The sequence below is a fragment of the Pseudomonas sp. Q2-TVG4-2 genome, assembly GCF_013620795.1.
Classification (GTDB): domain Bacteria; phylum Pseudomonadota; class Gammaproteobacteria; order Pseudomonadales; family Pseudomonadaceae; genus Stutzerimonas.
Map to the genome: position 1 here is coordinate 510,987 of NZ_LGLW01000001.1, position 17,349 is coordinate 528,335.

Sequence of the window (17,349 nt, forward strand, 5' to 3'; positions counted from 1 at the left end):
TCAATTCTCCAATGTCACTGGAATGTCAAAGCCGTGCTCTTTGAGCAGGGCATGGCGCTGGGCGATTTTCAGGTCCTCGCGAACCATCTCGGCGCACATTTCCTGCACGCTGATCTCCGGAGTCCAGCCGAGTTTGCTCTTGGCCCGGCTCGGATCGCCGAGCAGGGTTTCCACTTCCGCTGGGCGGAAGTAGCGCGGATCGATACGAACGATGACGTCACCTACGTTGAGCGCCGGAGCCTTGTCCCCTTCGACGCTGGCGACGATGGCGCGTTCATCCACTCCGCTGCCTTCGAAGCGCAACTGGACGCCCAGTTCGGCAGCCGACCATTTGATGAACTCCCTTACCGAGTACTGCACACCGGTCGCAATGACGAAGTCTTCAGCTTGCTCTTGCTGCAGCATCATCCATTGCATACGTACGTAGTCCTTGGCATGGCCCCAGTCGCGCAGCGCGTCGAGGTTGCCCATGTGCAGACACTTCTCCAAACCCTGGGCGATGTTTGCCAGGCCGCGGGTGATCTTGCGAGTCACGAAGGTCTCACCGCGGCGCGGCGACTCGTGATTGAAGAGAATGCCGTTACAGGCATACATGCCGTAGGCTTCGCGGTAGTTCACGGTGATCCAATAGGCGTAGAGCTTGGCCACCGCATAGGGCGAACGCGGGTAGAAGGGGGTCGTTTCCTTCTGCGGGATCTCCTGTACCAGGCCGTATAGCTCGGAGGTGGAGGCCTGGTAGAAGCGAGTCTTCTTCTCCAGCCCCAACAGGCGAATGGCCTCGAGGATGCGCAAAGCACCCATGCCGTCCACGTCGGCGGTGTACTCGGGCGATTCGAAGCTGACCGCAACGTGTGACTGCGCACCCAGGTTGTACACCTCGTCTGGCTGCACTTCCTGAATGATCCGGGTCAGGTTGGAGGAGTCGGTCAGATCGCCGTAGTGCAGGACAAAGTTTTGGTCTTCGACGTGATGATCCTGATAAATGTGGTCGACCCGCTGCGTGTTGAACAACGAGGCGCGGCGCTTGATGCCATGAACCTCGTAGCCCTTTTCCAGCAAAAACTCGGCGAGGTAGGAACCGTCCTGGCCAGTAATCCCGGTGATCAGCGCGCGTTTCTTTTCCATTTCAGAGTACCTGTAGGTTCCAGATGACAAAGGGGGTGGTGACTCGATGCTGAGCGAACAGCGCAGGCGCGACCCAGTGCCCTGCCCCGCCAAACAGCAGGTTCGATTGATTGTTGGCAGCCGAGGTTAACGAAGCGTTACCGAGCTGCCCGACACGGACGAACGGCCCGCTCATGCGAGCATTTCCTCGTACAGTGCCTGGTACTGCCGGGCAATAACCGGGCTGTCGAAAGTGCTGGTGATCTTTTCGCGCGCGTTGAGGGCGAGCTGCGGATAGTCCGCCTCGCTCGTGACCCACTCGACGCCCTCGGCGAGGCCCTGAGCTTCGAAGGGCGCCGCCTTATAGCCGTCGTGTTTATGCGTGACGATGTCCTTCGGGCCAGTGGCATCGAAACACACCACGGGCGTGCCACATCCCATGGCTTCGGCCAGGGTCTTGCCAAACGCTTCCATCAGGCTCGGTGCAATGAAGACGTCTGCCGCCGAATACAGCAGGCGCAACGAGATGCTGTCGTGCAGATAACCGAACGAGGTGTAATCGAACCCCAGGCCATCGGCGATGGATTGGTCCAGCTTGCCGAAGAAGCACAGGTGATACTCGGCCGGATCGAGGTGCTTGAGCATCTCGAGGTATTTGCCGAAGCCCTTGTAGGTATCCTTGGCACTGGTACAACCGGTGAGGATGATTTTCTTCTCGGTATTCAGCCCCAGCAGCTGCCTGGCCAACGCTTTGTCCAGCGGGAAGAATTCGCTGGCATCGACATTGTTGTGGATAGTGCGCACGTCGAAGTCTCGGAACAGCAGGCTCTGCCTGGCCTGCTCGGACACCCAGTCGCTGATGCCAATCATCTTCATCGACTTGGGCAGGTACTTGCGCTTGCGGTTGAGCACGAAACGCGACAGGTCCCTGTCGGATGTGCTGCCGAGCTGATCGCAGCTGCCGCAGCCGGTGATGAATTTCTCGCAGCCCATGGCGTAGTGACAGCCACCGGTCATTGGCCACATGTCGCGCATGGTCCAGACCAACGGCTTGCGCAGCTTGGCCAAGTGTTTCATGTCGACGAAGCCACCGTTGACCCAGTGCAGGTGCACCACATCGGCCTCGCGGCATTCAACGCTATCGGTGAAATCGGCACCCATCACGCCGGCGCTGAACATACCCGACTGACGCCCGCGGTAGAGGCTGGCGAATGCCTGGTCGGCCTGACTCCTGGCGATGCTGATGATCTTGTCTTTCTTGCTACGGCTGACAGACACCACCGAGGTGTCGCCATGGGTGACCTGACTGTTGGTGTAGACGAGGGAGTCGACACCCAGCGAGCGCAGCCCCTGGTGCAACCAGTACGCGCCGCGAGCAGCGCCCCCGGTCAATTCACCAGCGACCAAATGTAGAACCTTCATATCAATCGAAACTCTCTTCGGGGTGCTGGGCTTTCGAATGCTGAGCCGCGTACCACCTGCGCGAGGCGATCAGCACGATCACCATCAGCGACGAATAGATGATGATGCTGGCGACGGCAAAGGCCTGGACGGTCGCCAGCGCGTTACCGATCAGCAGCGCACCGCCAAACAGCGAGAGCACACGCAGGCTGGTGCTAAATATCTCGAACAGCAGGAAACGGCCTTGCAGCGACAGCGCCGGAACCGCGACCACGCAGGGACGCGAGACGAAAATCACGTACTCGGCCAGCGCCAGCCAACGGGCATACTCACCCGCCACATGCCACTGCTCACCGAATACCAGCGCGAAGAGCCAGGGGCCGAACACCGCCACCAGGGAAAACGGCACCAGGCCTACCAGCCCCAGCGCGGTGGTTGCCTTCAATAGCATCGCTGTGACCGGTTCGCGGTCGTGGATGGCGCGGCTGATGCGCGGGTAATAAACGTCGGCAACCGACTTGCCGATCAGGTTGGTCGGCATGGTCAACGCCTGCTTGCACAGCGCGAAGAAACCCGCCGCCGCCGGGCCGAAATAAGCGGCGAGCACCAGAGTCGGCAGGTGCTGCGAGACGGCGTTGATCAGCATCACCGGGGCGCGAAACTTGGGAAAGTCGCTGTGCCGGCGTGCCAGCTCGAGCATGCTCGGATCCTTGCGCTCATCTTCGCTGGCGTGACTGTCCTCGTAAGGTTTGGCCCGCAGCATCGCCAGCCCCAGCATCGCGGCGTGCAGCGCTTGCTGCAGAGCGGTGGTGCATACCAGCACCAGCGCCGAAGACTGCACCAGACCGGCAATGGTCCGCATCGAGTTGAACAGCAGCGAGTGCCCGACCGCCACGCTCGCCGTGATACGGAAACGCTGGGTACGAAACAGCCATTGCTGGCAGATCTCCAACGCGGCCCCGCAGAACATCACGAACGGGATGAGCATCAGGTACGGCTGAATGATCTCGATCTCCAGTGCCGCAGCCAGCTGATCGCCGAAGAACAGCAGCGTCAGCGCAACGATCACTGCCAACGTCAGCGCCGTCGCCAGCGCCAGGCGCACCAGCCCTCGTGCATCGCCATCGCGCCTGGGCAGCACGATGGCGATGGGATAGGTCAGCGCAGCGACCGGAATCAGCATCATGGCCACGCTGAGGAAGGTGCCCAGTACGCCATAGGCCTCCGGCCCGTAGATGCGGGTGATCACTGGCATGAACGCCAGGGTGATCGCCTGCGCACCGGCGGTACCGGTGACCACGGTGAGAATGTTGCGCAGCAGTTTGCTGCGCATGCTTCCGTGCAACAGCGTGGTCAGCCTTTCCCGAACAGGGGAAGGACCGCGCCGCACGCCGGGCTGGTCGATGACGCTCACTCGCTGCCCCTCGTTCAGGCCTGGACCGGTTGCCGGCCGATGCCGTAGTAGCTGAAGCCTTCGCGCTTGACCTGCTCGCGGTCGTACTGGTTACGCCCGTCAATGATCAGCGGCGTGTTCAGCAGGCGCTTCAGGGCACGGAAATCCGGGCGGCGGAATGGCTTCCACTCGGTTACCAGACACAGGGCGTCGGCATCGATTGCTGCCTCGTACTGGCCTTCGACGATCTGCAGACGCCCGTCGGCGAGCCAATCCTGAGGGAATTCGCGGCGCGCGGTCTCGCGCGCAACCGGATCGAACGCTCGGACCTTGGCGCCAGCGTTGATCAAGCTGTTGATCAGAACCACGCTTGGCGCTTCGCGCATGTCGTCGGTGCCGGGCTTGAACGCCAATCCCCAGACGGCGAAGGTGCGGCCGCTGAGATCGCCATTGAAGTGAGTGGAAATCTTGTTGAACAGCGAGTGCTTCTGCTGATCGTTACGGGCTTCGACGGCCTGCAGCAGCTTGGGCTCGAAGTCGTTCTGGTGGGCGATATTGATCAGCGCCTTGACGTCCTTGGGGAAACAGGAGCCGCCATAGCCGCAACCGGCATAGATGAAGTGATAGCCGATGCGCTCATCCGAGCCGATTCCCAAGCGGACGTTCTCGACATCCACATCGAGGCGCTCGCAGAGGCTCGCGATCTCGTTCATGAAGGAAATCTTGGTCGCCAGCATGGCGTTCGCGGCGTACTTGGTCATTTCCGCATCGCGGATGCCCATGAACATGGTGCGCGGACGATTGCGGATGAAGGGCGCGTACAGCGCGCTCATCACCTGCCGGGCATGTTCGTTGTCAGCGCCGATGACGATGCGATCCGGGTGCATGAAGTCATTGACCGCCGCACCCTCCTTGAGGAATTCCGGGTTCGATACCACCGAAAATTCGATATCGACACCTCGCGCCTCGAGACGCTCGGACACTGCCGCGCGAACCAGATCCGCCGTCCCCACCGGTACGGTGGATTTGTTCACCACGATCGCCGGGCCCTGCAAGGTGTCGCCGATCTGACGCGCGACTTCCAGCACGTAGCGCAAATCAGCCGAACCGTCTTCACCGGGCGGGGTGCCGACCGCGATAAAGAAGACTTCGGACTGCTCCACCGCCTCGTTCAACGAGGTAGTAAAATGCAGACGGCCGGAGGCGTGGTTGTCAGTGACGATTTCTTCGAGGCCAGGCTCGTAGATCGGCAGAATGCCCTGCTTGAGGTTATCGATCTTGGACTTGTCGACGTCGACGCAGTAGACCGTGTTGCCCATTTCCGCGATACAGGCACCGGTTACCAGACCGACGTAACCGCTTCCAACGACGGTGATGTTCATAGCAGGATCCTCGATTTATACATTGATACAGGCGTGCCTCGGCGCAGCCCTTTCGGCGGCCGGTGCGCAATTCACTTGCTGGGCAGAATTCTGTCCAGGCCAGGTTCATTACTGACGGAACCTGGCCTGATGACGAAACGAGCGAGCCGGATCAGACCGTTTGCTGCTCGCTATAGCCATAGTGGTCGTAGTAGCCACGGAACTGGCCGTTCTTCTTGGCCTTCTCGATATCGACGTGGTTGAGCACGACACCGGTCAGCGGTGCATTGCTGTTTTGCAGCTGGCTCACACCCTTCTGCACATGCGGAATCAGCGTGCTGTCGGATTTGACGACGTAGATCACCGCATCGGCCAGCGTCGACAGGACAGCCGCGTCGCTGACAGCCTGACTCGGCGGCGAGTCGATGATGATGCGGTCATAACGGCCCTTGACCACCTCAAGCAGCTTGGCGAAGCGCGGCGAGGACAGCAGCTCCAACGGGTTGGACGGCACTGCACCGGCCGCGATCATGTCGACGTTGCCGACGGTGTGGATGCACTCTTCGAGCTTCGCATTGCCACCGATCAGGTTAACCAGCCCCGGCGTGCCCGGTTTGAAGTCGAACGCCTTGTCCAGCGTCGCACGGCGCAGGTCGGCGTCAATCAACAGCACGCGATGCAGTTGACCCATGGCGAACGCGAGGTTGGCCGATACTGAGCTCTTGCCTTCATCAGGCGCAGTGGAGGTGATCACCAGCACCTGTCGCGGCTGACTGGCTTCGCTCAGCAGCAGGTTGGTGCGGATGGTCCGTACCGCTTCACAGAAGCGCTTGTCTCCGCTGCGCTCGAACAGGTGGCTGACTTCCTTGCGCAGCTTGCGTGGCACCTGCGGAACGATGCCCATCACCGGCAACCCCAGCTTGGTCTCAACTTCTTCGGAGCTCTTGAAGGTGTTGTCGAGAATCTCGCGGATGATCGCCTGAGCAACGCCGAGCACCAGTGCCAGGAACAGTGCCACCACCAGAATCAGCTTCTTGTTCGGCGCGCTGGGTTCGGTCGGCGGGATGGCCGCGTCGACCACGCGAGCATTGGTGGAGCTCAGATCCGAGGTGGCGGTGGTTTCCTGCAGGCGGGTCATGAAGGTGTCATACAGCGCACGGTCGCTTTCGACCTGGCGCTGCAGATCACGCACCTTGAACTCCTTGCGAGAGATATCCTGGATGCGCCCTTTGTTCTCATCAAACGAGGCACGCAGCGAGTTCTCGTTGGCGACGGCGAGCTGATAGTTGCGCTCGATGCTCGCCACCACCTGCTCAACCTGTTGCTTCAGGCTGGCAGTGGCGGCATTGAGGTCGGAACGCGCCGAGACCATCGCCGGGTGACGATCGCCATAACGACGCGACAGATCCTCGACCCGCGAACGCGCCTGGGCCTGATTCGCCTTGAATTGCTGAATCAGCGGATGGCCAAGTACGGCCGGCACACTGGCCAGACGCTCCCAGCCCTGACTGCGCATGGATTCGACCTGACGGTACTGGCTCTCGGCTTCGGCGCGCTCACGACGCGCATCGATCATACGATCACCGGTGAGCGACAGCTCGTTGGCGCTGATGGTGCCCACGCCATCCAGATCGACCAGACCCTCGGCGTCCAGATAAGCCTGCAGCTTATCTTCCGACGCCTGAAGATTTTCGCGCAGGGAGACCAGGCGTTCATTCATCCAGCTGGCCGCGGTCATCGACATGTCGACCTTGGCTTCCAGCTGAGCCTCGATATATGCCTGTGCCAGTTGGTTGGTGGCTTGTGCGGCGGTCAGGCGATCGGCCATGGAGATCGACAGATAGACCAACTGGCTCTTGCCTTCGACCCAAACGGACGTCCGCTCCATGAATACCTGCGTCGCGTAATCCATGACTTGCGCTTCGGTGACCGGCTCGGCCTCTTCACCGGTCAGCGCATCGACGATGCCACCGAAATCAACCAGTGGCCCAGGCTGCTGGCGCAGATCGAATTCCGGGTGCTCGGTCAGATTCAGATCGCGAACCACACGTTCAGCCACACCGCGGCTCTGCATCAGGCTGAGCTGGGTCTGCAAGTACTCGCTGAGTTCGACAGGCGAATCAGCCGCTGGCTGGAACGACAGCACCGGGGTGCCCTTCGTCTCGATAAGTACCGACGCCACGGCTTTGTAGATCGGCGTCATCCGCGAGAGCAGGAGCACCGTCAGCACCGCAACGACGCCCACCAGCAGGGCGATGCCCCACTTGCGTGACCAGATCGCGTGCCAGATTTTTTTCAGGTCAATGAAATCGCTATCGGCCGCTGGCCCTACGGGGCGCTGCCATGGTCGGTCCGGGCGAACTGGGCTGTTCATCAGAAGAATCCTTCGTCGATGTTAATCGTGTCGCCAGGGCGGACCTGAGTGTCCATGGTGGCTTTCTCTGCAGCACGGCCGCCTTCGGAGCCCCGCACAATGGTCATGCGCTTGGTCGAGGCACGCTCGGTGAGACCGCCAGCCAGGGCGATCGCCCGATCCAGGGTGAGCCCAGGCTGGTACGGATAACCGCCGGGAAGCTTGACCTCGCCGGCAATGTAGAACTCGCGGTAATTGGCTACCGATACCGAAACGCGCGGATCGATCAGGTAACCATCCTTCAGTTTTTCCACCAGCAGATTGCGCACTTCGCTAGCGGTCTTGCCGTTGGCGTCCACTTCACCGATGAATGGAAAGGTGAAGGTGCCCGCATCGGTCAGGCGTATTTCTTCAAACGAAAGGTCCGGCTCGCCGTGGACGCTAATGCGGATCACGTCGCCCGAGCCCAGCTGGTATTGCGCGGCGCTGGCACCAGCGCTGAGCGCCAACAAGACCAGCAACGAAAAGAATTTGAACAGGTTCGGGATGCGCATGGTCGGCTCCTCCTTAGGCACTGATTAACGTCCTACCCGGCCTCAAAGGCTCAGGTCGAAACTCAGCAGGTAGACGTTTCGGTCGTAAGTCTCCGAGCTCAAGCTGGAGTCGTTTTCAGTTCTGAGGTATGACAGGGTCACGTCGATCCAGCGGTCCGGGGACCAGGTCACGCCAGCACCGTAAGCCGTTCTTTCGTCATCTCGACCGATCCCCTCGTATTCGCGGTCGGAGAAGCGGTACTGCAGCTCTGTCGCAATACGCGAGGTCCACTCGTGATCCCAGGTCGCCAGAGTGGTCCAGTCATTGATGGTGCTGGCACCGTCGTCGCCTTCATCGAATGCGCGCCGCGAGGTCAGGTTGAATGCCGAATAGGAGCGCGGCTTCCAGGTAATGCCGGCCTCCCACATCGGGCTGGTAAAGTCTTCGCGCTGGTCGCTGTCGAAATCCTTGCGCTCGGCACCAAGCTTGAAGGTGCCTGACGTCTTCGCGCCGGCAGCCCAGGTCGCACCGCCTAACAGCGCCACGTTGGTGCTGTCACGCAGGGCACTGCTGAGTTTGTAGTCGTGATCGGTATGACGAACCTCGACGAGCGAGCGTGTTCTGGAGCCAAGACGATGGAACCAGATGGAATTGAACATCAGACTGTCGCGCTCTTCTGACGCGTTGATGTTGCCGCTGTTGTGGTAACGGCGCTGTTCGTAGTTGGTACCGAACTCGAGCTGGTTACGTGCACTTTCGGCACCGAAGCGGTATGCCGCGCGGGCAATGGCCTGGCTGTACTTGTCGTTCTCGGTAGCGTCTTCGGTGTCGGCCGTTTCCTCTACGCGATGATAGGCAAGCCCCCAGCTCAGGCGATGACGTGAGGTGAACTCCATGACGCTTCTGAGCCGCAGGTGGTGGTCGGTGTTACTGGCTTCGGAATCCGAATGAAAGATGTCACTGTTAAAGGAGTATTCGAGCTCGTACTCACTGTTGCGATTCCCGGTTCCCAGCAGGAAGGTCGGATTAATGCCGGTAACCCAGGATGCCTGCTCGTTGTCTGCCAGCCCGCGATAGTTGTCGTCGTAACTTTCACGGAGGACCAGCGTAGGGGTGAACTCGAAACCACCAATGCGAATATCCTGCGGATCGTTTACGGCCCAGCTATTAGTAGCGACAAGGCACAGTAGCGATACACCTGGAAGCGTGATGTTCCTCATTATGGAATCCCTTCTCGGAGATAAATTGTTGTTCATGCCTTACTCCGGCCGCGACGCTGGCTCATGTGAGGTGGCATAGACACGCAACAGACCGCAAATATCCCCGACAGTTGCAGATTCGATGAACGGCGTGCCGCAAAGCATCAAAAAATACCTCGAGGTAGGTTCAGCGCCTCCGTTCGGACACGCTACCGCCACAGGGTGAGCGAGCCTGAACGGACCCATACGCAGCCAGCTGCAGAAACAGCGCAGCAGCCGGCCTCAGCCAGCAAATCAAACGGCAGGCGAAGCGGAAGCGATTCGGTATTTTTTTATTAGTAGAGATGCAATTGCCTGCCAAACCGACTTAACGCTCGTTCGGTCTGCCTATCCGGCCCGGCGCTAATGATTAAGCACACCAGCCGCCACCTCCCTGTCCATGGAAAGGGAAAGCCGAGGGAACTGTTGCCAGGCCCAGCGAAACCCTGAATAGCCAGGGGCCTTTTCTGGACCCAATTCGAACGTAGGGAGTTCCGCGCGCTTGCCCTCGGTAACAACCGAGAAGGACAAGCGGTAACACTGTCATGCCGGACGAACCTGACCGAAATACCGCCAAGCTATGCACGAGGCACACGAACCCGTCGGCTGAAATCGCGCAGTGGAATACGAAAAAGCCCGACCGCTTGCGGGGTCGGGCTTGCTAAGGAGTCGTGAGCGAAGGGGAAAAGGGCCAGGCCGGCCCCAATGCGCAGCTAGGCGCGCTCGATGCGATCAGGATGAATGACGATTCGGCCCTGCTTGTAGAGACCGCCGATGGCCTTCTTGAAGTTGCCCTTGCTGACCCCGAATAGCCGGGCAATTTCGTCGGCTGCCGTTTTATCGCTGACCGGGAGGCTGCCCTGGTTTTCCTGCAGCTTCTGTAGAATCAACGCTTGCAAGGCATCACCGGCTTCGCTGCCTACCGGCTGAAGGCTGAGGCTGATTTTGCCGTCTGCGCGGACTTCCTTGATGTAGCCCGTCTCGCGCGTGCCGCCGCGCAGGAATTTGAAGGCCTCGTTCTTATGAATCAGACCCCAGTGCTTGCCGTTGATGATCGCCTTGTGGCCGAGATCGGTAGGCTCGACCACCAAAAGATCAACGGATTCGCCGACCTTATAGCGCGCAGGCGTCTTGTCCAGATAGCGATCCAGCCGCGCCGTGGCGGTAATGCGACGGGTATGCTTATCGAGATACACGTGGACGACACAGTAGTCGCCCTCGTTAAGCGGGCGCTTTTCCTCCGAATGCGGCAGCAGCAGATCCTTGGGCAACCCCCAGTCAAGAAACAGACCGATCCGGTTGATTTCCACAACCTTGAGGCTGGCGAACTCGCCGACCTGAACCTTGGGTTTCTCGGTGGTTGCGATGAGCTTGTCTTCGCTGTCGAGGTAAATGAAGACGTTCAGCCAGTCGTCGACCTCGGTCGGGATGTTCTTCGGAATGTAGCGATTGGGCAGCAGGATCTCACCATCAGGCCCGCCGTCTAGATAAAGACCGAAACCGGTGTGCTTGACGATTTGCAGGCTGTTGAAGCGCCCAATTGCGGCCATGTCTCGATTCCTCTGGGTCGAAGGCGGCGATTCTAGCAGGCCGCCTGCCTCGCGGCGCGCACGCATGCGTGCCGCTATCGCGGCAATGCGTAGGCGATAACCGAGTCGCCGGCCTTGGTGCCCAGGGACCCGTGGCCACCCGCGACGACCACAACCATCTGCCGGCCAGATCGGCTCTGATAGGTCATCGGCGTCGCCTGGCCGCCTGCCGGCAGACGCGAGCGCCAGAGCTGCTTGCCGGTAGTGACGTCGTAGGCACGCACGTAGTAGTCCAACGTGCTGGACAGGAAAGCCACGCCACCCGCGGTGATCACCGGGCCACCGAGGCTCGGCACGCCCATTTCGAATGGCAGCGGCACCGGCGCTCGGTCGCGGACCGTACCATTCTTGCGCAGCCAATGGGTCTTGCCCGTGCGCAGATCAGCGCCCGCGACATAGCCCCATGGCGGCGCCGTACAAGGCAGGCCGATCGGCGATACGAAAGGCTTCAGTTCCACCGCAAACGGCGCACCGAAGTTTTCGTTCAGATGGGGCTCGCTGTCGGATACATAGGCCTTCTCGTCGTTCTCACGAGGGATCAGCCTCGAGACGAAGGGCAGATAGGATGGCGCGCTGAAAACCATCTGCCGGACCGGATCAACAGCAACGCCGCCCCAGTTGAACACCCCGAAGTTGCCTGGATAGATCAAGGAGCCCTGGGTCGATGGCGGCGTGTAGCGGCCTTCGTAACGCAGCGAATTGAACTGGACGTGGCACATCATCTGATCAATGAACGTGGCGCCCCACAGGTCGGTGTCCTGGAGCGTCGGGGGCTCGTAAGAAAGCGCCGATACCGGCTGAGTCGCGGCGGCGTAGTCACCCTCAGCTGCACCCTGAGGGGCCGGCACTTCCCGAACCGGCAGTACCGGCTCGCCTGTACGGCGATCCAGTACATAGATGTCGCCCTGTTTGGTGGGCGCCACGAGCGCCGGGACCATGCCCGACTCGGTCTGGATATCAACCAGACTCGGCTGCGCAGGCACGTCCATATCCCAGAGATCGTGGTGCACGGTCTGGAACACCCAGCGCAGCTGTCCGGTTTCCAGGTCCAGCGCAACGATCGATGAGGAGAACCGCTCACTGTTTTCGCTGCGGCTGCCGCCCCACTGGTCCGGCACCTGGTTGCCCAGCGGTACGAAAACCAGCCCAAGTTCTTCATCGGCGCTGGAGATGCTCCAGCTATTCGGTGTGCTCTCGCTGTAGGTTTCGCCTGGACCGATGGGCTCGGTCTGCTCCGGATTACCCGGATCCCAGTTCCACTTCAGTTCGCCAGTGATGGCGTCATAGGCGCGGATCACGCCGGACGGCTCGGTGGTCGAGACGTTGTCATTGACCGCCCCGCCAACGATTACGAGGTCATTGGCCACCACAGGCGGCGACGTCGAATAGTAGAAGCCCTCCGTAACGTTCGGCATGTTCTTCCATAGATTCACCGCGCCGTTCTCACCGAAGGAGGGGCAGACCTTCCCGGTCTCAGGGTCCAGCGCGATCAGCCGCGCATCAGCGGTAGGCATGAACAGACGCCGTTGGCAGACCTGGCCTTCGGTCGGCGCATCGGTGGTGTGGTAGGACAGGCCTCGGCAGGTCAGGTGCTGCCGATTGGTCGAGTCCGGCACTTGCGGGTCGAAACGCCAGCGCTCCTCTCCGGTTTCGGCGTCCAGCGCGATGACGAAGTTGTGTGGCGTACAGATATACAGACTGTTATCGATCTTGAGCGGCGTGACCTCGTAGGTGGTCTCGTTGGGGTCGCTCGGGCGGCGCACATCACCCGTATGGTAGTGCCAGACCTCCTCCAGCCGATCGACGTTACTCGGCGTGATCTGCGCCAGCGGCGAATAGCGAGTGCCATGCTGGGTGCGGCCATAGGCGTGCCAGTCGCTGGCCGGCACGTTATCGGCGGTGTTTATTTCGGCGGCCGGCGCGGTAGCCAGGGGTTGGGGCAGCATCCCTTTGATGTCGTTGCTGTCGGTGCTAAGCGCATGCAAAGCGGTCGCGCCCCAGAGCGCCACGGCGATCATCAAAGGGATTGCGCTACCGCCCCAGGCACGAGCGCCGAAATGCTGCCAGCCCAAGCGCTGTGCGATCCACGGCGTCAGGAGCCACAAGCCCAGCGGACCGATGATGCTGCCGCGTGGCGCCAGTTGCCACCAGTCGAAGCCCACCTCATAGATCGCCCAACCGAGGGCACCCAGCATCACCAGGGCATAAACCCACAGCGTAGCGCGACGTCGCGCCAGCAGCAGCGCTCCCGTCAGGAGAAAGCCCACCGCCAGGGCCGCGAAATACCAGGTACCGCCAAGGGAGATGATTTTCCACCCGCCAACGGCGAGCGTCAGCCCCAGGATGATGCACAGGATTGCACTGATGACGACCGCCACTCTCCCCTCCTTTCTAGGTTTGTCAGGCTTCGGAGATGACGAAACGATCGCGCAGCGGGCATCTCCGGAAGGTTTTTCACTGGGGCCGTCGATTCAGGGACTCGCCCGGCACTTCAGTTGACCGGTGGTGGGCAAGAACGCTCCCTGCTGAGACCAAATCAGCACATCCATTTCATCTCGCATCCAGCCCGACCCGTAGCAATTTACCGCTCGGCGAATCGGTCAGCAGGTAGAGATGGCCGTCCGGCCCCAGGCGGACATCGCGAATCCTCGCGCCTATCTGCTTCAGCAAACGCTCCTCGTGGGTGATCTTGTCCCCGTCGAGTTGCAGGCGGATCAGTGACTGATCCACCAGCGCGCCAATGAACAGGTTGTGCTGCCATTGAGGGAAGGCTTCCGAATCATAGAAAGCCATGCCACTGATGCCAGGTGATGTCTCCCAGACGTAATGCGGTGGCTCGGTACCTTCCACCACTTCGCCCTTGGCTTCAGGTACCGGTTGGCCTCCGTAGTTAATGCCATGGGTCGCCAACGGCCAACCGTAGTTGCGCCCCGGCCCGGGGATGTTGATCTCGTCGCCACCTCGCGGGCCGTGTTCATGCGTCCAGAGCCTGCCGCTCCAGGGGTTGAAGGCGGCGCCCTGCTGATTACGGTGGCCGTAGGACCAGATTTCCGGTCGAGCGCCCTCGGCTGTCACGAAGGGATTGTCGTCCGGCACCTCGCCGTCGGGATATATCCGCACCAGCTTGCCTTGAAGCTTGTCCAGATCCTGCGCTGTGGGCCGCTGGTTGTTCTCACCCAGCGCGATAAACAGGTGGCCGTCGCCATCAAAGACCAGCCGTGAGCCGAAGTGAATCCCGGTGGATAGCTTCGGCTGCTGCCGAAAGATAACCGTGAAACCTTCCAGCCCGCTCAGGTCATCAGCCAGCCGGCCGCGGCCCACCGCGGTGCCGGCTTTACCGCTCTCCCCCGCCTCCGCATAACTGAGATAAACCAGCCGATCCTGCTGGAAATCCGGCGACAGGTGCACGTCCAGCAAACCGCCCTGACCACGCGCATAGACCTCAGGCACACCCGTAAGCGGTTCGGACAGTCGCCCATCGCCGCCCACGATGCGCAGCCTGCCAGGCCGCTCAGTCACCAGCATACCGGCCCCGCCCGGCAGAAATGCCACGGCCCAGGGATGCTCCAGCCCTTCGGCAATAGCCTCCACCGTGACGCGGCCTTGTTCGCTGTCGAGATACTCGACGTCCGCGAGCGCCGAGGCAGGACAGGCCAGAACGAAACAACAGGCGAAAGCGCGGCGGGCATAGTGCGGCATCGGTAGTCCTCCGGAGCGTGACTGGAATCATCCCAAGAAGACCATGGACGATGAAAAACGCTTCAGCAAATCGGCGGCTATGGAAAATCGAACAAAAAGTAGCCAGATCTGTATAATGTCCTGTTCGACTGACCAAAGGAACCAGATGACGATGGCCTCCAAAACCACATCCGCCAAACGCAAGCCCGAACCCGCCAGCGAAACCAGCCAATCCCTGGCCGCTCAGATGGCAGCCTTCCTCAAGGCCGGTGGCGAAGTCCAGAAGATCCCCAACGGGGTTAGCGGCCAGACCCAAGGCCCATCGCGCCAGATCACCATCAGCAAGAAATAAACCTGCGCAATACCCAACCGATAAGCGAGCTTTTGCTGCCGTTGCCATACTGCAGTGGCTCGCCAGGTTCCCCCTCCGAAGCATCCGAGCCCCCAATGACCGATCCGATACGCTTGTCCAAACGCCTCGCCGAGCAACTCGGCTGTTCCCGGCGCGAGGCCGAGTTGTATATCGAAGGAGGCTGGGTCAGCGTCGACGGTCAAATCATCGAAGCACCCTTTTTCAAAGTTATCGACCAGCGCGTTGAACTGCTGCCCGGCGCCACTACCACTGAATTGCCGCCCGTCACGTTGTTATTTCACAAGCCCTCCGGCCAACCCACCGCAGCGGACCCAGCAAGTGCTCAGCTGCAGCTCGCCCAGGCGAGCCATTGGAGCGGTGACGATGCGCGCTTGACGCCCCGCGAGCGCCATTTCTCACGCCAGACGGCCTTGCTGCCGCTAGAGTCGGACGTCAGCGGGCTGGTGGTGTTCAGCCAGCAACGCGAAGTGATCCGCAAGCTAGCCGACCCGAGGGACAAGCTGGAGCAGGAGTACATCGTCGAAGTCGCTGGCGAGCCCGAGGAAGGCGGGCTTGCCCTACTGGCCAAAGGCATCGGGCATCGCGGCAGAATCCTGCCCAAGGCCAAGGCGAGCTGGCAGAACGAGACACGCCTGCGCATCGTGCTAAAGGCGCCACAGGCGGGCGATCTGCGTCAGCTCTGCGAGGCCATCGGCCTGCAAATGCTCAACTGCAGGCGCATCCGTATCGGTCGCCTGTCGATGGCCAAGCTGCCGGTGGGTGAGTGGCGCTTTCTCGGTGAGCACGAGCGCTTCTAGCAGCATCGCTTCGGGAATAACCCGACTGCTCGCGCCTTGCGGCCGCTCGGCTATGCTGATGTCAGTGACAACGGACACGCCATCTGTGGCCGCATCATCTGTTGTGATCCGACCGCTTCGCCATCCCGCCGCAAAGGTTAGCCATGCAGAGACTCGTGCTGATGCTAATGCTCGTTCTGTTGCCCTTGGTCTGTGGGGCGCAGCAGCGAGTCGAGGTATGGACCTATCATTTTTCGCCGCCTTTCATTCTCGACAACGACCAAGGGCTTTCGCATGGGTTCGTCGAGCTCCTCAATAACGACCCAGCCAATCAGGGCCGCTTTCGCTTCGACCTGTTGGAGCTGCCGCGCAAACGGGTAGATATGCGCCTTGCCCGAAAGCGACCCGGCATCCTGCTTTGGGCTACGCCGAGTTTCTTCACCGCCGCGCAGGTAGCCAATGGCAGATGGTCGAAACCATTGCTGATCGATCGGCAGGACTTCGTTTCGTTACCTGACGTACCTTTTGAATACGATGGCCCCGAATCGCTGCACGGCCTTATTTTGGGTGGCGTGCTGGGGCATCGGTATGAAGGGCTCGAAGCGGATATCGCCAGCCACGCGATTAAGCGTCAGGATGTTCAGACCGACCTGCAGAACCTCCAGAAGCTGCTCTCGGGCCGCATCAACACCTTGCTGATTCCACGCTCCACCCTGCTTTATTACCGCAAAGAGCAAAGTCTCAGGGATCTATATGTTTCGGACACCCCGCTGTACCAGTTCGCCCGGCATCTATTAATCACCGACACGCTCGGCGAGGACGTCACCGCCTACCTCAACGAATTCCTCGATGCCCTGCCGAACAAGCCCGAATGGCAGATCCTTCTGTTCAAGTATGGACTCCTGCCCATCGCCACCGAGCAATGAAACAGGCTGAACAGAAACGAAGCGCACCTGTCAGAACACGCGCTGACACATCTAAACAATCAAAGAGAACAAGGCAGCAATGAAGAACGCACTGGTGATTGGACTTCTCGCCGTCCTGAGCGGCTGCGCTGCTCAGCCGTGTGACCAACCTGGCAGCGACAGCGCCTGCCGCGCCGAGCGGCTGCTCTATCAGAACGACCTGATGCAGGCGAAGATCCTGATCTCCATCGGCGACGAAGACGGCTACGAGCTCGCCGATGCTTTGCTTGAGCGCAGTGCGCGTCTCGACGAGCGTGGCGAGATCGAGTTCTATCAGGCGCTGTTGCTGATCCGTCAGGGCCCGCAACAAGCGCCAGTGCTGCGTCTGCTGGAACAGGCGCGAGCCAAGGGCCATCCGCACGCCGTGGCGCTGCTCTACAAGATCCACCAGGAACCCTACCTGCTGAACGAGCGCGACGTCGCCAAGGCGGAAAAATACCGCCAGGCCTATGCCGAGCTGGATGTCGCGCAGAGCGGGTACCCCTCCTTCGACAAGGCGCTGGAGCTGGTTTCCCAGCTCGTCGAGCCGCCACCGCCGTTACCCGAGCGAATCGACCCCTGCGTCAATCGGTGTCTCTGATCCC

General features: G+C 60.7%; 15 protein-coding genes. 4 read left to right on the forward strand and 11 right to left on the reverse strand.

Going from position 1 to position 17,349, the window contains the following annotated elements; genetic code table 11:
- From gmd to H3028_RS02590, 11 genes are all read right to left on the reverse strand, one after another.
- Nucleotides 1-1,125: a GDP-mannose 4,6-dehydratase gene (gmd, locus tag H3028_RS02540; RefSeq protein WP_181295470.1), complete on the reverse strand. Its 1,125-nt coding sequence runs from the start codon at nucleotides 1,123-1,125 to the stop codon at nucleotides 1-3.
- A 1-nt stretch (nucleotide 1,126) separates the two neighbouring features.
- Nucleotides 1,127-1,300 (reverse strand): hypothetical protein, encoded by a 174-nt coding sequence (locus H3028_RS02545; RefSeq protein WP_181295471.1) that lies wholly within the window; start codon nucleotides 1,298-1,300, stop codon nucleotides 1,127-1,129.
- A complete protein-coding gene (locus tag H3028_RS02550) occupies nucleotides 1,297-2,526 on the reverse strand; it encodes a glycosyltransferase family 4 protein (protein ID WP_181295473.1) in 1,230 nt (409 codons plus the stop codon). The genes H3028_RS02545 and H3028_RS02550 overlap by 4 nt, the downstream gene beginning before the upstream one ends.
- A gap of 1 nt (nucleotide 2,527) precedes the next feature.
- Nucleotides 2,528-3,919, reverse strand: a complete 1,392-nt coding sequence (locus tag H3028_RS02555) for an oligosaccharide flippase family protein (protein ID WP_181295474.1) — start codon at nucleotides 3,917-3,919, stop codon at nucleotides 2,528-2,530.
- A 14-nt stretch (nucleotides 3,920-3,933) separates the two neighbouring features.
- A complete protein-coding gene (locus tag H3028_RS02560; protein ID WP_181295476.1) occupies nucleotides 3,934-5,280 on the reverse strand; it encodes a UDP-glucose/GDP-mannose dehydrogenase family protein in 1,347 nt (448 codons plus the stop codon).
- Nucleotides 5,281-5,431: 151 nt separating this feature from the next.
- A complete protein-coding gene (locus H3028_RS02565; protein WP_181295477.1) occupies nucleotides 5,432-7,633 on the reverse strand; it encodes a polysaccharide biosynthesis tyrosine autokinase in 2,202 nt (733 codons plus the stop codon).
- On the reverse strand, nucleotides 7,633-8,166 hold the full coding sequence (locus H3028_RS02570) for a polysaccharide biosynthesis/export family protein (RefSeq protein ID WP_181295478.1): 534 nt from the start codon (nucleotides 8,164-8,166) through the stop codon (nucleotides 7,633-7,635). The genes H3028_RS02565 and H3028_RS02570 overlap by 1 nt, the downstream gene beginning before the upstream one ends.
- A 42-nt stretch (nucleotides 8,167-8,208) precedes the next feature.
- Complete coding sequence (locus H3028_RS02575) at nucleotides 8,209-9,366, reverse strand: outer membrane beta-barrel protein (RefSeq protein ID WP_181295480.1); 1,158 nt, start codon at nucleotides 9,364-9,366, stop codon at nucleotides 8,209-8,211.
- A 731-nt stretch (nucleotides 9,367-10,097) separates the two neighbouring features.
- The gene (locus tag H3028_RS02580; RefSeq protein WP_181295481.1) at nucleotides 10,098-10,934 is read right to left on the reverse strand and encodes a S1 RNA-binding domain-containing protein; all 837 of its coding nucleotides are present in this window, start codon (nucleotides 10,932-10,934) and stop codon (nucleotides 10,098-10,100) included.
- 74 nt (nucleotides 10,935-11,008) lie between these two features.
- A complete protein-coding gene (locus H3028_RS02585; protein WP_181295483.1) occupies nucleotides 11,009-13,351 on the reverse strand; it encodes a glucose/quinate/shikimate family membrane-bound PQQ-dependent dehydrogenase in 2,343 nt (780 codons plus the stop codon).
- A 172-nt stretch (nucleotides 13,352-13,523) separates the two neighbouring features.
- Nucleotides 13,524-14,672, reverse strand: a complete 1,149-nt coding sequence (locus H3028_RS02590; protein WP_181295485.1) for a PQQ-dependent sugar dehydrogenase — start codon at nucleotides 14,670-14,672, stop codon at nucleotides 13,524-13,526.
- Between the two features lie 151 nt (nucleotides 14,673-14,823).
- Here H3028_RS02590 and H3028_RS02595 point away from each other — a divergent pair, with 151 nt between their 5' ends.
- From H3028_RS02595 to H3028_RS02610, 4 genes are all read left to right on the forward strand, one after another.
- The gene (locus H3028_RS02595) at nucleotides 14,824-15,003 is read left to right on the forward strand and encodes a hypothetical protein (RefSeq protein WP_025240851.1); all 180 of its coding nucleotides are present in this window, start codon (nucleotides 14,824-14,826) and stop codon (nucleotides 15,001-15,003) included.
- 95 nt (nucleotides 15,004-15,098) lie between these two features.
- On the forward strand, nucleotides 15,099-15,821 hold the full coding sequence (locus tag H3028_RS02600; RefSeq protein WP_181295487.1) for an RNA pseudouridine synthase: 723 nt from the start codon (nucleotides 15,099-15,101) through the stop codon (nucleotides 15,819-15,821).
- 143 nt (nucleotides 15,822-15,964) lie between these two features.
- Nucleotides 15,965-16,726 (forward strand): ABC transporter substrate-binding protein, encoded by a 762-nt coding sequence (locus tag H3028_RS02605; protein WP_181295489.1) that lies wholly within the window; start codon nucleotides 15,965-15,967, stop codon nucleotides 16,724-16,726.
- 79 nt (nucleotides 16,727-16,805) lie between these two features.
- On the forward strand, nucleotides 16,806-17,345 hold the full coding sequence (locus tag H3028_RS02610; RefSeq protein WP_181295491.1) for a hypothetical protein: 540 nt from the start codon (nucleotides 16,806-16,808) through the stop codon (nucleotides 17,343-17,345).
- The last annotated feature ends 4 nt before the right edge of the window (nucleotides 17,346-17,349 follow it).